Genomic DNA, 12542 nt, shown 5'->3' on the forward strand with positions numbered 1-12542 from the left:
GCGGCGGGGGGGGGGGGGGGGGGGGGGGGGGCGGGGGGGGGGTGGGGGCGGCGGGGGGGGGGGCCCTGGGGGGTTCCCGGGGGGGGGGGGGGGGCGGGGCGGGGGGGGCCCGCCCGCCGGGGGATCAGAAGGTGGGGGTGACCAGGCCGGTGCCGGAGACCTTCTGCGTGCCACCGGTGTAGCGGCCGAAGGTGTAGGCGAAGTAGGAGTAGGCGACCAGCAGGACGCCGAGGTTGGCGGCCTTGGGCTGCTCGGCGCGGATGAACAGCGGCGCGTTCGGGTCCTCCCACAGGTGGCACTCGCTCGCGGGGACGACGTACAGCTCGTCCTCGTTGGTGCCGGCGCCGAGGTTGGTCGCGACGTTGTTGTCGACGATCACCTCCAGGCCGCAGGGCAGGACGCCGCGCGGGCCGGAGCCGTAGGAGCTGGCCGCGTTCGCGGTCCCGGCCGCCTGGACCGGCAGGTTGGTCCAGTTGACCATCGGCCAGGTCGAGGACATCTGGCTGGTCAGCCAGTACCAGCGGCGGGAGTTCATCACCGCGTGGGTCGGCTTGCCCATGGCGAGCAGCGCCGCCTCGACGCCGGCGGCCGCGCCGAGGATCTTCGGGTACAGCTCGGCGCCGGTGGGCGAGGCGTCGGTGTAGGTCGTGGCGGCGGCCATGGCGGACAGGCCGGTGGTGGCCTGGTTGATGAGCGTGTTGTCGAGGGTGGTGGCGACCCGGTTGAACAGGTCCTGGAGGGTGACGTCCTCGATGCCGGTCCCGCGGTCGATGGCCTGGCGGGAGACGGTCTGCTGGCCGGAGGCGGTCTGCACCGGGATGGTCAGCTCGGTGTCGTCCATGTTCGTCTCGGACACCGCGTCGTTCTGGTTCGCCTGGAGGGCGGCCGAGGAGGCGGTGGTGATCCGGGAGATGGTCACCGACATGCCCTGCTCGGGGAGCGGGTGGGTGTTGCAGATGTCGGCGAAGGGCCGCAGCGCGGCGGTGGCCGGGGCGTAGAGGTCGGTGAGGTACTGCGGGACGGTCAGGCCTGCGAAGTTGCCGGTGCCGACCGCGCGCTGGAGGTACTGGGCGCGCTCGACGCGCTCCTCGCGCATGTGCTGGGCCAGGCGGGCGCTCGCCTCGACGTCCTGGAACATGAACTGCCTGCTGATGTCCATGAGGAACCCCTTGCCGTAGGGGTCCTGGTCGCGGCGGTAGGTGCGCTCCTCGGCGCCGACGCGGGCGACCTGGTCGTAGGCCGGCTTGCGGGTCTGGGTGGGCTGGACGTTGCGCTGGGCCTCGGCGCGCTCCTGTTCGTCGGCCTTGACCTTGCGGGCGTTGGCCAGCTTCACCTCGATGCCGGCGGCGTCGGCCTTGGCCTGGTCGCGGGCGGCGAAGCACTGGGTGACGCGCTCGTCCTCCTCCGGGGTGAGGTTGGAGCGGCCCTCCTGGCCGGCCTTGGCCAGGATCAGCTCGACCTCCTTGACGGCCTTGGTGCCGCGCTTCTGTGCGGCCTCCAGCTCGACCTCGATGCCGGCGATGAGATCGTCGATGACGGGCATGGTGGTGTCCTTCGGTCAGATCGGGTGTGGGTGTGGGCGGCCGCGGGCCGGGCGATCTGCCGGTGCGCGGGCCGGTGCCTCCGGGCGATCTGCCGGACGGCGGGATGGTCAAGGGGCCGGTCAGTCCTCGGCCTTGGCGACGAGGAGCTGGGTGGTCAGCAGGGACAGCGACCGGCCCTGCGGCACGGCGGCCGGAGCCGGGCCCGGCGCGGGGGCGGGCGGCAGGCCGGCGGGCGCGGGCTGGGTGCGGGCTGCGGCGAGGTCGGGGCGCTGGGAGAGCAGGGTGTAGGCCTCGCGGGCGACCAGCGGCGGCAGGGTCGGGATGGACGCGAGGAACTCCCCGGAGCGGGCTGCCACGCTGGTGTGGGGGTTGGCACCGAACGTGACGGGGCCGACGTCGCCGCGGTCCAGGTCGAACTCCTCGATCCGGTACTCGGTGTAGTCCGGCGACCAGACGCCGCGGGTGATGCGGAACTGAAACGATTGTTCGCGCACGTCGTCGTCCTCAATGGCCTGGACGAGCAGCTGCACGTCCGAGCGCTTGGGGTTGAGGAACGCGCGCTGCCCCAGGCCCTGGCTGTCCTCCCAGAGTTCGAGCCGCCCGTTGCGGGTGCCGGCCATCGGGGTGCCGGCGTGGTTGAACCGGAACACCACCTCGGGGTTCGCGGCCAGCGTCTTCTCGGCGGCGCCGAGCGAGACGACCTCGGTGTAGGGCCCGTACCAGTCCCACATCTCGTAGCCGCGCTCGTACACCGAGGCGTAGCCCTCGACCTGGAAGTACTCCAGGCCGTCGTCGCGCACGGTCTTCTTGGCGCGCAGCTGGGAGGTGAAGCGGACGTCGGCGGCCTCGGGGCGGTCGCGCGGCGTTCCGCGCTGGGCGAGGCCGGCCTGGGCGCGGGACTGGGCGGCGGCGGCCCGCAGTGTCTGCGGGTTCATGGGGTACCTCCGGGCGGAGCGGCAGGCGCGGGCGCCTGGGCGGGCGGCGGGTTGCGGCTGCCGAACAGCCGGTCGAACTCGGCGTACTGGGCCTCGGTGAACGGCTGCCGGTCCAGCAGCGCGCGGGCCTCCGACGGGGCGAGGATCCGGGCCTCGACCTGGGTGCGCATCGTCTGCGAGCGGGTGGCCGGGTCCATGCGCAGCAGCGAGTCCGTGTTGAGCTTCACGAACCGGGGCCGGGAGGAGAGGCGGCTCAGCGCGGCCTCGCGCCGGACCACGGCCGGGCCCAGGTTCATGATGAGGAACTGGAGGTTGCGCTGGGAGATGTTGGCGTAGGTCAGCGAGGTGCCGCCGACGGCCGCGTCGATGAGGTCGCCGGGGCAGTCGAAGAACCGGGCGACGTCCGCGATGCCGAACTGCTTGGCCTCCACCCAGGCGGACCCGGCCTGCTCGGCCTGGATCATCCGGTACTCCCAGTCCGCGCCGGCGACGAACAGGTCGCGGTTCGCGGTGGCGGCCTTGAACCTCGACTTGACCTCGGCGGCCTGCTGCGGGGAGATCGCCTTCGCGGTGTTCTTCAGCATCGCGGCCGGCATGCCGCCGGTGCCGAACCAGTCGAGGGCGAAGTCCTGGATGGACAGGTACTCGGCGATCGACCACGCCGCGTAGGCGACCGGCGAGAGACCGAGCGGGAACCCGGCGACGGTGTACTGCCGCTCGTGCCAGACCTCGGCCGGGTCGTACTCGGTGCCGCCGATTCGGTACGTCGCGATCTCGCCGCCGCTGCCCTTCACGCTGACCTCGCCGAGCGGGACGAGGTCGATGCGGGCCGGGAACCCCAGGCCGTCCCGTGCGGTGATCAGCCCGAAGGCGTTGCCCGCCCGGTCGAGGTCGAACTGGCTGGAGTACAGCCACTCCTGCATGTCGACCTTCTCGCCGCCGGGGGTGACCAGCACCGGGGGCTTGGTGACCTCGACCTGGATGCCGTCGACCTTGCGGTAGAGGTCGACCGGCATGCTGCCGATCATGTTGGCCCGCAGGCGCAGGCACGCCCACACCGCGGAGTGCCGCAGCGCCGTCTCGTTCGTCACCCGGGCAGTGCCCCGCCCGGCGCCCGGCCGGGGCGGGACCAGCTGCTCGGCGCTCGGGCCCGGCGCGGAGCGGCGGTGGAACAGGCTCACGCGCCGCCACCCCCGTCGGGCCAGCGGGCGGCGAGCCAGGAACCGGCCAGGACCACGGCGCCGGCCACGGCCAGGCACGCCCAGCCGACCAGCAGCCACGCGGCGGCCGCCGCTCCTGCGGCGAGCAGCAGCAGGCCGAGCACGTCGAGCAGGGTCGTCACGATGGTGCGCATCACGCCCCCTCTCAGAACACGGAGTCGAGTACCTCGTAGTCGTCGTGCACCAGGTGGGCGCGCGACTCGAACGCCCACCGGGCGAGAGTCGCGGCCACCAGCGGGGAGATGTCCACGGTGCTCACCCGGCGGGCCCACGCCCACGCGTCGCCCAGCGGCCTCGTCTTGGCGCCGCGGATCGCGGCCATCACCGGCTCCTGGCCGATGTGCCGCAGGGTGCCCTGCTTCACGGCGTCGACCAGCTGCCCGCAGCCGGCGGAGACGTCCTGGGCCAGAGGCAGGGCCAGCTGCCCGCGCTCGGGGCGCTCCGGGTCGTCGGGCGCCTCGATGCCGCGCTTGCTCAGCTCGACCAGCAGCGACCCGGCCGGGCCCTTCGCGTCAAGGCCGATCGCCACCGGCCGGTGGCGATCGCGCAGCTGCACCAGGCGCTCGACCAGCCAGTCCGTTCCGGCGCGGCGGTCGATGACCTCGACGTGGCCGAGGCCGTCCTCGCGCAGCCCGTACGCGGCGATCGACGCCCAGTCCCGGGACGGGGTGACGTCGACGGCGAACGCGACGTCGCCTGACCGTCGGCTGTCCGGGTCGGCCAGGGCCTCCCAGTCCTCCGGGTCCAGCGGGCCCGTGGCGCCGTCCGTGATGCGCGGCAGCCACGCGCCCAGGCGCTCGACCATGAACTTCTCGCCGAGGCCCGACGGCAGGGACTCGCCCCGGACGAACTCCTCGCTCATGCGCCGGCCCATGGACGGGTTGCACCGGTACCAGAGGTCGACGTCCCGGGCCGCGGCCCGGCGGTGCTCCGGGTCGGTCGGGTCCAGGTCGGTGCCCCAGTCCATATGCATCATCCGCGGGTCCGACCCGGCCGCGCCGTCCTCGCGCAGCCCGTAGCACCACGCGTCGGCGGTCAGCGGCGGCGTGCCGAAGAACCACAGCTGCGGGTCCGGCCGCGCGGCCATCGTCGGCAGCTGGGCGGCCATCTGCTCGGCCGTGATCGCCTGGGCCTCGTCCATCACGTTCTTGTCGCCGGAGAAGCCGCGGCCCGACCCCTGGGAGCGGGCGAGGAACCGCAGCCGCCCGCCGCCCGCCGATCTCGTGAGCTCGATGCCCTGCTCGCCGTTCGCCTGCCAGTACCGGTTCACCCGGCGGTCCAGGTCCGGCGTGTTCTGCACCAGCTCCTTGATCCGCAGGAACCCCTCCTGCGCGGTCTTGTACTCGTGCGCGCTGTGCAGGATCAGCCGCTCCTTCGTGAGGAACAGCCAGCCCAGCTCCAGCGCCTCGATCACGCCGCCCTTGCCGTTCTGCCGGGGCACCCACACCGAGTTCTTGAACGATGCCCAGGTGCCGTCCTCCCGCTCGCCCAGGCCGTGCGTCAGCACGAACTGCTGCCAGGGGTCGAGGATCAGGCCAGCCGACGCGGCGAGGTCGATGAACTCAGGGGCCGCGCTGCTCGCCGCCGGCGGGTAGACCGCGACCCTGGGCGTCTGCTCGCCGAGCCGCACGTCGCGCGGAGAGGTCGTCAACGGGGCTCACCTCCCGTCCGCCTGGCAGGGACTCCAGCTCGGCGATCGTGGCCCTCAACTCCTTCGACAGCTGGGCGACCACCGGCCCCGAGGACTCGGCCAGCTCGGCGGCCAGCTTGTCGCGCACCGCCTCCAGGGCGGCCCGCCGGTCACCCGACGCGACGGCTCCGACCACGTCGCCACTCATGATCACCTCGGCTCGAAATCGCGGGGAGAGAGACGGGGGAATGGGCGCGGGGCCTCCCGGCCGCCCCGGGCTAAAAAGCTGGCGACCGGTCGGCCCGCTCGCTCGTCACCACGGCTCCGAGGTCGTGAGCGGCCGCGTGACCGGGCCTGCCCCTCGCTCCTGGTTGCAGTGCCGGCCACACGTCGGGCACGGCGAGAGCGCGCCGTGCGCTGGCCGCATGAGGTGCGGGTCGACCGGCTGATCGGGGTGCAGCGAGACCGGGCCGAGGTGGTCCGCTTCGCCCGCCCCCGGGTGCCCGCACAGGTGGCAACGGTCGCCATAGATCGCGAACATCTGCGCGCGGGCCCGCCGGTAGGGGCGGCCCTTGCGGTGGCGGTTGGCTCCGGCCACAGGGGGGTGCCTCCTCCCGGGGAGGGGGTGGGGTGCAGAGGGGGGTGGGGGGTGTTCCGGGCCTAGGGGGCTACGGGTTCTCCAGCTCGGCGACCCGGGCCTCCACCGCCGTCATCCTCGACTCCAGGCCGGCCACCCGGTTGAGCGCGTCCGTGATGAACCCGTTGACGGTGGTGAACCCCGCCTCGACGGCGGACACGCGGGCAGCGAGCGCGTCGTAGGTCGCCTGAGTGCCCCAGCCGTCCGCGCCCTTCGGACCCTGCGCACCCTGGACACCCTGCAGCCCCTGCGCGCCCTGGTCACCCTTCATCCCCTGAACGCCCTGCGGCCCGGGCGCGCCCTGGACGCCCTGGTTGCCCTGCGGCCCCTGTGCGCCCTGCGGTCCGGGTTCGCCCTGGAGCCCGCGGGGCCCGGTGATGACGGTGTACTCGCCGGAGGCGGGCGTGGTCGGGGCGAGCTCGGCCAGCTTCACCGTGGGCGCCGAGGCGGGCAGGCTGATCGGGTAGCTGCGGCCGGGGGCGTCGTGCCAGTGCTCGGTGACGCGATACGTCCAGCCGGTCGGCTGGATATCGGTGGAGTCGACGGCGAGCAGCGTCACCGGGCCGGGGCTGCTCGCCCCGTCGTAGGCGACGGTGACGGCGCCGGCGAACAGGGCCCCGGCCTGGGCCGCGGTGACGACTGCGGGCTCGGGCTCGAACGTGATGCTGCCGCGCCGCACCGACCCATCGGCCCGCAGTGCACCGGGCAGGGCCACGCTGACGCTCTGCAGTCCACCGGGGATGGGCATCGCGCTACTCCTCAGCAGCGTGGTCGGGGGCGATGCTGTTGAGGAACAGGCGCTTGAAGGCGTCGGCCCCGGGGTCCGTGACCGACAGGCGGATCCCGCTCCTGGCGGCGTTCGGAGTGCCGCCGGTGGCCGGGCGCTCCGGGCGCGGGTCCTCGACGACGTCGACGTAGGCCGCGGCGGTCAGCGCCCGGCCCGTGTCCTTGGCCCAGATGTTGCCGGTCGGGGTGCGCACCACGACGGTCATGCTGATGAGGTCCATGTCGATGTGGACCTCGGTGATCGCGTCGGCGGGCAGGCCTAGCGATCGGAGCGCGTCGCACACCTGCTGGCGGGTCACCTTGTCGGGGACGCCTGCCGGGACGCTCGGCGCTGCGGCTCGGTCGGCGACGGGCTTGGGGGTGGTCGTCACTGGCGTCTCCTCCAGGCATGACGGAGGGCCCCGCGGCGGCTGCCGTGGGGCCCTCGGTGTCTGTGGTCCGCGTGCGTCTGGGCATGCGGCGCCGTTCGAATCGTGGCGCGCCCGGTTGATCTTGTCAAGCACTCCGCTGGCCGGGCCGGGTCGGCTTGGCCGCGCGACGGGCGGCTTGGACGTCGGCGACGCGGTAGATGGGGCGCTTCGGGGTGCCGCCGGATCGGGTGAGGATGCCTCGGCGGACCCAGTCGCGGATGGTGGCGGGGGCGACGCCGGCGGCGCGGGCAGCGAGGCTGGTGGTCAGGAGCCCGGGGGGCAGGGACAGGTACTCCATCTGGCCAGTGTGCGGGAATGGCCGAACCCCCGCCAGCGAGTACTGGCGGAGGCTCGGTGGGACGGGTCAGCTCTGCCGGAGGTTACGGCGGCGCTCCCACTCCCGGACACAGCTGAGGACGATGCTCTGGGTTGCGGGGTCGGGGTCGTCCTGGTGCTGCTGGATCGCGACGCACAGCTCTTCGGTGGTGAACTCCGGGACGGGCTTGTCGGGCCAGCGGCCTGTCATGGCGGTTCCTCTCGAACGGTAGGCGGGGTCGGTAGGCGCGGCGGTAGGGGGCCGGTAGGCACGGCGGTAGGTGGGTTCTGACCTGCGGTTCCTACCGGTCTACCGGCGCCCCGGGGGGTGGGGCGCGGGGCCGGTCGGGGAGGGTGTCACGCGGCGCTCGCGGCGGCCGACTGGACGATGGCCGGGAAGGGCGCCGGGTCGGCCTCGGGGAGAGCCTCCAGGAGGACCGCCATTCGGTTGCGGTTGCGGCCGTCGACGGTGAGCTTCTTGCCCTCCACCACGGGCACCCCGTAGGAGGCCAGTTCCTCGGTCAGATCGGCGACCTTCCAGTCGGTCATCTCGCCCCTCTTGCGGGCCTCGTCGAGGACCGCCTGGAGGTGCGCGCCGGTGCCCTGCCGGGTGAGGCTGGCGGTGTGGCGGATGAGGGCCCAGAGCACGGCCTCGTCGGGCGAGTCCTGGATCCATTCGTCGGCGTCATCCGGCTCGGGCGCGGCCGTCGGCGGGGCGGCCGGGTCGCCGGCCTTCTCTTCAGCCGCGGGGGCGCCGGGGTCGGGGGCGTGCATCATGGCGCCGACGCACCACAGGCCGATGCAGGACCAGGTGGCCATCGGAACCCACGGGCCGATGAGCTGCCAGGAGACGGGACCGGCGACGACGGCGACCAGGGCGCCGCCGCCGAGGACGTCGGCGACCCGGCCGCGCTTCTCGGCGCGGTCGGCCTTGTCGGCCTGGGCGTGGGCGGCCTTGGCCTTGGCGATCGCCTTCTCGTCGGTCAGCTTCGCCAGCTCGGCGGCGCGGGCGGTGGCGAGCGCGGTGGCGATCGCCTCGCGCTCACCGGTGGCCTTGTCGAGGCGGGTGGAGGCGGGGGCCCAGAGGCGGCCCGCCAGGACCGGGCTGCCGGCGATGACAGCTCGGACCGGAACGGCCGCGTTGGTGATGGCCTGCCGAAGCATCAGGCACCCACCAGCGACTTCAGCAGGCCGGTGGGCAGGGTGACCGGGAGCATCCACAGGCCGTTGGCCGCGGCGAAGACGCTGGGGGCGATGGCGCCGAACAGGGCGTCCTTCCAGGGGCGGGCCTTGAGGCCGAACACGCAGACGGTGAGCACCGCAGCGGTCGCGCCGGCCTTCCACTCGCCCAAGCCGTTCGCCTGCTGGAAGGCCTGGTTGAACTGGGCGCCGATGGTGCCCAGGTTGTCGAACGCGGTCCCCGCGCCGGCGGACACGAGCCCGATGCCGTACGCCCAGTAGGGCACGTGCTCCTTGTCAATCTTGATCTTGTTGTTGCCCCGGACGCCGACGAGGAGGGTGAAGCTGCCGACGACGGCCGCGCCGCCGGTGCCGAGGGCGATGATCCCGTCCATGGTGGAACTCCCTTGGGTTTGGGGTGGTTTGGGGTGATGGTGCGGCGGTGCGGGGGCTAGCTGAAGAGCTGGTGGACGCTGAGGTTCATGGCGGTGAGGAGGCCGTCGGCGCCCAGACCGGCGAGGAGCGCGGAGGCAAAGGGGACGCGGACGACGGCGAGGACCGGCAGGCGGCCGCGGCGGATGTCGCCGATCCGGGTCGCGCCCTCGGGGCGGGTGCCGCCGCGCAGGTACCAGTCGACGGACCAGCTCACGAAGATGAGGAAGCCGGCGGCGCCGGTCCCCATCCACTGCCCGCCCGCGTCCCAGGCGCCGGAGATCACCGCGCCGAAGGCCTGCGGCAGGTGCACCTCGGCGCCGATGGTCGCGGACAGGACGGTCAGCGCGGACCAGCGGCGGAAGCGGCGGGCGCGCTCGGCGCCGGCGGCGTCGCGGGTTCGGGTCCGCTCGGCCCTGGTCGGCTTCCTCTGCGGCTCGGCGCCATCCTCGGGCAGGTCGAACAGGCGCGAGACCCGGGTGCGGGCCGTGGCCGCGTGGTCGCCGCCGATCTCCCAGGCGACGCGGTCGGCGGCCGCGAGGCGGGCCGACCGGGTCCACCATGCGGGCGGGGTGACGTCCTCGGGCTCCTGGCCGTCCGGCTCGGTGTCGGCCGGGGCCGAGGCGGGCGGCACCGCGCCCGAGCCGCCGCCACTGCCACCGGCGGCTGGGGCCTGCGTCGGACGCGGCGGAACGGGCGGCGCCGGAGGAACCGGCGGAACTGGGCGCCGCGTCGGGCTGACCGGCGGAGCGGTCGGAGCCGCCGGGGCCGGGACGGGCTTCACGGCCTGGCCCAGGATGACCTGGGACGGTGTCGCGGCCGGAGTGGGCGGGGGCGTCGGGGCGGGGATGACGATGCCTTCCAGGACGACGTCCAGGTCGTCACCGTCGGCCGGGCCGGGCGCGGCGCTGGCCATCGCCTGGGTGACCAGGTCCGACCACCAGGACGGGGCCGGGTCGTGGTCGGCGGCGGTCGACGCGGGCAGGGCGAGCAACGCGCCGGGCTCGGAGGCGGCGTAGAGGGACGGTTCGTCGCCGGTCTCGTCGTGCGGCATGGTCATCGGGACCACCGCCGGGCGAGCTCGCGGATACCCCAGAGGAGGATGCCGGCGTCGGCCGTGCCGAAGAGGGTGAGGAGGATGATCCCCATGTCAGCTCCAGGTCTCGGTGCGGCCGTCAGCTGGCGACGCGGTCGACGAGTCGGCGGACGGTGTCGCGTTTCACGTCGGGGCCGTGGACGCGGCGGACAGCGGACAGGACAGCGTCGACGTTGTCCCCGTGGGTCCGGACAGCGGCGCGGACGGTGTCCGTGATGGTGTCGTCCGGGCGGTGGGGGACGAGCGCCAGCACGTCCCCTGAGCTGCTGTCCTGGCTGTCCGGGTGCTGTCCGGACAGCAGGCGGACCGTGTCCGCGTCGGTCTCGATGCCGATGCGGGCGAGCTGCTCGACGATGTCCTCGGGCCAGGCGCCCGGGCTGACCTCCAGCGCGGCGCGGACGGCGGAGCGGACGGTCGGCGAGACAGGCGCGGGCTGTCCGGACGGCCTGTCCGGGTCCGGCACGGGCTCGATGGCCGGCGCGGCGGTGTAGGCCGCGCGGTAGGCGGCGGCCCGGGCGCGGGAGCGCAGCAGCTCGACGTCCAGGCGCGCGTCGAGAAGCTCGGCGTCGGCGCTCTCGCGGCGCTCTCGAACCCAGGCCTGGGCCATGGGCGACAGCGGCTTCGCGGTGTGGGCGATGACCAGGCTCCACACGGTCTTGGCGATCGCCGAGACGCCAGCGCCGATGATGCCGGTGGCGAAGGCGTGCTCGGCGGCGGACAGCCAGCCGTGGACGCAGACGGCGGCCATCGCGACGACCAGGGCGACCCAGCCGAACGTCCGGGGCGCTCGGGCCTTGTCCGGGTCGTCGCGGGCGAGCCACTCCAGGATCATGCAGATGATCCACGCGGAGTCGAACGCGACGGCCGCGCCGTAGGCGATGACGGGGTTCGCGGCGCCGACGAGGAGGTCGCCGATGGAGGCGGTGGACCAGGCGACGGCGACGGCCAGGAGGACGGCGGTGCCGGTGGTGGCGGCGGCGAGTCCGCCGCGGCGCCAGTCCCGGGGGACCTGGACGGGGTAGGCCTCGGTGTCGGTGCGGACGGTGCCGTCGGGGGCAGTCCAGGTGATGGGGCGCTCGCACAGGACGGTGCGGGTCAGGATGGGCACGGTGGCTCCAGGAATGGTGGTGTGGTGGCCCGGGGCCGAGGGGTGTCTGCACCTCGGCCCCGGGCGGTGAGAGGGGGCGGTGACCGCGGCGCGCACGGGCGCTGGCACTTCCGCCGGGGGCGTTACATCAGCGGATCGGCGTGTGCTTGCGCCAGTTGCCGCCGCAGCCGCACGGGCACGGCGCGCTCACTCGCCGGCGTCCGGCGGGTCGAGGAGCGTCCAGCACTCCACCGGGATGCCGTTGACCTCGGTGGTCAGGCTCCAGTGAGTGCGCCCGTTGCCGTGCCGGCTGGAGGTGAGCTCGGCGCCGAGGGCCGCGGCCCAGGCCTCCAGGCCCGGCAGGTCCCGGTGGAGGCGCACGTCGATCGTCGGCTCGTAGGGCGACCACGCCGGGCAGTTGACCGTGATCCCGGTCGGCAGGGGCATGAGGAGCGCGAGGAGCTGGCCGGCCACGTCGTGCCCGGCCTGGTAGGCGGCGCGGTGGTCGTCGAGGTTCACGCGGCGGCCGCCGTCCGGGCCGGGGTGGGCTTGGGCCGGCCAACGGTGGCCGGGGTGCGGCGCAGCGTCTTGCCGGGGTCGCGCTGGGGCAGCGGCTCGGTGGCGGCGAGCGTGGCCTCGGCGTTCCACTCGGCGCGGGCCCGGGCGGCGGCGAGCGCGGCCTGGCGCAGGAGCGCGGTCCGGTCGCGGCGGATCTTCGCCAGGGTGATCACCTCGGGGTCCGTCGCGCTCGCGAGCGCGCCGCACGCGGCGGCGTACCGCTGGGTCATCGTCTTGTAGGCGGTGCACGCCTCGGTGAGGGTCTGCTCGGCCTGCTCGACCTCGGCCAGCAGCGCGCCGAGGTGCGGCGCGGCGGAGGCCGGCGCGGGGACGGCGCTGATGCGCGTCGCGGCGAAGTCGGTGACCCGCTCGTGGCTGCTGGCGCGCCGGAAGTGGTCGATGATGGCCCGATCGGCCAGCAGCTGGAGCAGCGCGCGGGGGTTCTCGACGGCCAGGCCCGCGGTCATCTTCCGCCACAGGGACAGAAACGTCTCGCTGGTGAGGTCCTCGGCAAGGTGCCGGTCGGTGCGGTAGAGGTGCGCCGCGATGTGCGAGGTGATCTGCCGGGAGTGGGCCCGGTAGAAGTCCTCGAACTGCTGGCGGGGGGCGGGCGGCGGCTCGGCCGACAGCGTGGGAGCATTGATCACAGCTGGTCTCCTTGGTAGTGCAAGGGGTCCGGTGAGGCCTTGCCTAGGCGTTGGCGCGCCAAGGCA

16 protein-coding genes are annotated in these 12542 nt (G+C 74.0%); all 16 read right to left on the minus strand.

Annotated elements, in window-relative coordinates; all coding sequences use genetic code 11:
* Window positions 1-124 precede the first annotated feature (124 nt).
* A complete protein-coding gene (locus ACFC0B_RS23925) occupies window positions 125-1543 on the minus strand; it encodes a phage major capsid protein (RefSeq protein WP_376089225.1) in 1419 nt (472 codons plus the stop codon).
* Window positions 1544-1663: 120 nt separating this feature from the next.
* Window positions 1664-2479: an HK97 family phage prohead protease gene (locus ACFC0B_RS23930; RefSeq protein ID WP_376089228.1), complete on the minus strand. Its 816-nt coding sequence runs from the start codon at window positions 2477-2479 to the stop codon at window positions 1664-1666.
* The gene (locus tag ACFC0B_RS23935; protein WP_376089231.1) at window positions 2476-3660 is read right to left on the minus strand and encodes a phage portal protein; all 1185 of its coding nucleotides are present in this window, start codon (window positions 3658-3660) and stop codon (window positions 2476-2478) included. The genes ACFC0B_RS23930 and ACFC0B_RS23935 overlap by 4 nt, the downstream gene beginning before the upstream one ends.
* Window positions 3657-3833, minus strand: a complete 177-nt coding sequence (locus ACFC0B_RS23940) for a hypothetical protein (protein WP_376089234.1) — start codon at window positions 3831-3833, stop codon at window positions 3657-3659. Before ACFC0B_RS23940 ends, ACFC0B_RS23935 begins: the two co-directional genes overlap by 4 nt.
* A gap of 11 nt (window positions 3834-3844) precedes the next feature.
* On the minus strand, window positions 3845-5350 hold the full coding sequence (locus ACFC0B_RS23945; RefSeq protein ID WP_376089236.1) for a terminase: 1506 nt from the start codon (window positions 5348-5350) through the stop codon (window positions 3845-3847).
* Window positions 5262-5537 carry a hypothetical protein gene (locus tag ACFC0B_RS23950; RefSeq protein WP_376089239.1) on the minus strand — a complete coding sequence of 92 codons (276 nt, stop codon included), beginning with the start codon at window positions 5535-5537 and terminating at the stop codon, window positions 5262-5264. Before ACFC0B_RS23950 ends, ACFC0B_RS23945 begins: the two co-directional genes overlap by 89 nt.
* Window positions 5538-5997: 460 nt before the next feature.
* A complete protein-coding gene (locus ACFC0B_RS23955) occupies window positions 5998-6714 on the minus strand; it encodes a hypothetical protein (RefSeq protein ID WP_376089242.1) in 717 nt (238 codons plus the stop codon).
* A gap of 4 nt (window positions 6715-6718) precedes the next feature.
* Window positions 6719-7123 (minus strand): hypothetical protein, encoded by a 405-nt coding sequence (locus ACFC0B_RS23960; protein ID WP_376089245.1) that lies wholly within the window; start codon window positions 7121-7123, stop codon window positions 6719-6721.
* A gap of 124 nt (window positions 7124-7247) precedes the next feature.
* Window positions 7248-7460: a MerR family transcriptional regulator gene (locus ACFC0B_RS23965; RefSeq protein WP_376089248.1), complete on the minus strand. Its 213-nt coding sequence runs from the start codon at window positions 7458-7460 to the stop codon at window positions 7248-7250.
* A gap of 66 nt (window positions 7461-7526) precedes the next feature.
* Window positions 7527-7688 (minus strand): hypothetical protein, encoded by a 162-nt coding sequence (locus ACFC0B_RS23970; RefSeq protein ID WP_376089251.1) that lies wholly within the window; start codon window positions 7686-7688, stop codon window positions 7527-7529.
* Window positions 7689-7834: 146 nt separating this feature from the next.
* Window positions 7835-8641: a hypothetical protein gene (locus ACFC0B_RS23975; protein WP_376089253.1), complete on the minus strand. Its 807-nt coding sequence runs from the start codon at window positions 8639-8641 to the stop codon at window positions 7835-7837.
* Complete coding sequence (locus tag ACFC0B_RS23980) at window positions 8641-9051, minus strand: hypothetical protein (protein ID WP_376089256.1); 411 nt, start codon at window positions 9049-9051, stop codon at window positions 8641-8643. The genes ACFC0B_RS23975 and ACFC0B_RS23980 overlap by 1 nt, the downstream gene beginning before the upstream one ends.
* A gap of 56 nt (window positions 9052-9107) precedes the next feature.
* Entirely contained in the window at window positions 9108-10148 is a 1041-nt protein-coding gene (locus ACFC0B_RS23985) for a hypothetical protein (RefSeq protein WP_376089259.1), read from the minus strand.
* A gap of 115 nt (window positions 10149-10263) precedes the next feature.
* Window positions 10264-11292 carry a hypothetical protein gene (locus tag ACFC0B_RS23990; protein WP_376089262.1) on the minus strand — a complete coding sequence of 343 codons (1029 nt, stop codon included), beginning with the start codon at window positions 11290-11292 and terminating at the stop codon, window positions 10264-10266.
* A 186-nt stretch (window positions 11293-11478) separates the two neighbouring features.
* Window positions 11479-11790, minus strand: coding sequence for a hypothetical protein (locus tag ACFC0B_RS23995; protein ID WP_376089265.1), 312 nt, complete (start codon window positions 11788-11790; stop codon window positions 11479-11481).
* Window positions 11787-12476, minus strand: coding sequence for an RNA polymerase sigma factor (locus tag ACFC0B_RS24000; protein WP_376089268.1), 690 nt, complete (start codon window positions 12474-12476; stop codon window positions 11787-11789). Before ACFC0B_RS24000 ends, ACFC0B_RS23995 begins: the two co-directional genes overlap by 4 nt.
* Window positions 12477-12542 lie beyond the last annotated feature (66 nt).

It is taken from the genome of Kitasatospora sp. NPDC056184 (assembly GCF_042268405.1).
Taxonomy (GTDB): Bacteria; Actinomycetota; Actinomycetes; order Streptomycetales; family Streptomycetaceae; genus Kitasatospora.

What these genes read in the sequence shown, in the direction of transcription:
- ACFC0B_RS23930 (WP_376089228.1), bottom strand. Translation starts at nt 2,479, where the DNA reads ATGAACCCGCAGACACTGCGGGCCGCCGCCGCCCAGTCCCGCGCCCAG.
- ACFC0B_RS23965 (WP_376089248.1), bottom strand. Translation starts at nt 7,460, where the DNA reads ATGGAGTACCTGTCCCTGCCCCCCGGGCTCCTGACCACCAGCCTCGCT.
- ACFC0B_RS23955 (WP_376089242.1), bottom strand. Translation starts at nt 6,714, where the DNA reads ATGCCCATCCCCGGTGGACTGCAGAGCGTCAGCGTGGCCCTGCCCGGT.
- ACFC0B_RS23950 (WP_376089239.1), bottom strand. Translation starts at nt 5,537, where the DNA reads ATGAGTGGCGACGTGGTCGGAGCCGTCGCGTCGGGTGACCGGCGGGCC.
- ACFC0B_RS23925 (WP_376089225.1), bottom strand. Translation starts at nt 1,543, where the DNA reads ATGCCCGTCATCGACGATCTCATCGCCGGCATCGAGGTCGAGCTGGAG.
- ACFC0B_RS23980 (WP_376089256.1), bottom strand. Translation starts at nt 9,051, where the DNA reads ATGGACGGGATCATCGCCCTCGGCACCGGCGGCGCGGCCGTCGTCGGC.
- ACFC0B_RS23940 (WP_376089234.1), bottom strand. Translation starts at nt 3,833, where the DNA reads ATGCGCACCATCGTGACGACCCTGCTCGACGTGCTCGGCCTGCTGCTG.
- ACFC0B_RS23970 (WP_376089251.1), bottom strand. Translation starts at nt 7,688, where the DNA reads ATGACAGGCCGCTGGCCCGACAAGCCCGTCCCGGAGTTCACCACCGAA.
- ACFC0B_RS23985 (WP_376089259.1), bottom strand. Translation starts at nt 10,148, where the DNA reads ATGACCATGCCGCACGACGAGACCGGCGACGAACCGTCCCTCTACGCC.
- ACFC0B_RS23975 (WP_376089253.1), bottom strand. Translation starts at nt 8,641, where the DNA reads ATGCTTCGGCAGGCCATCACCAACGCGGCCGTTCCGGTCCGAGCTGTC.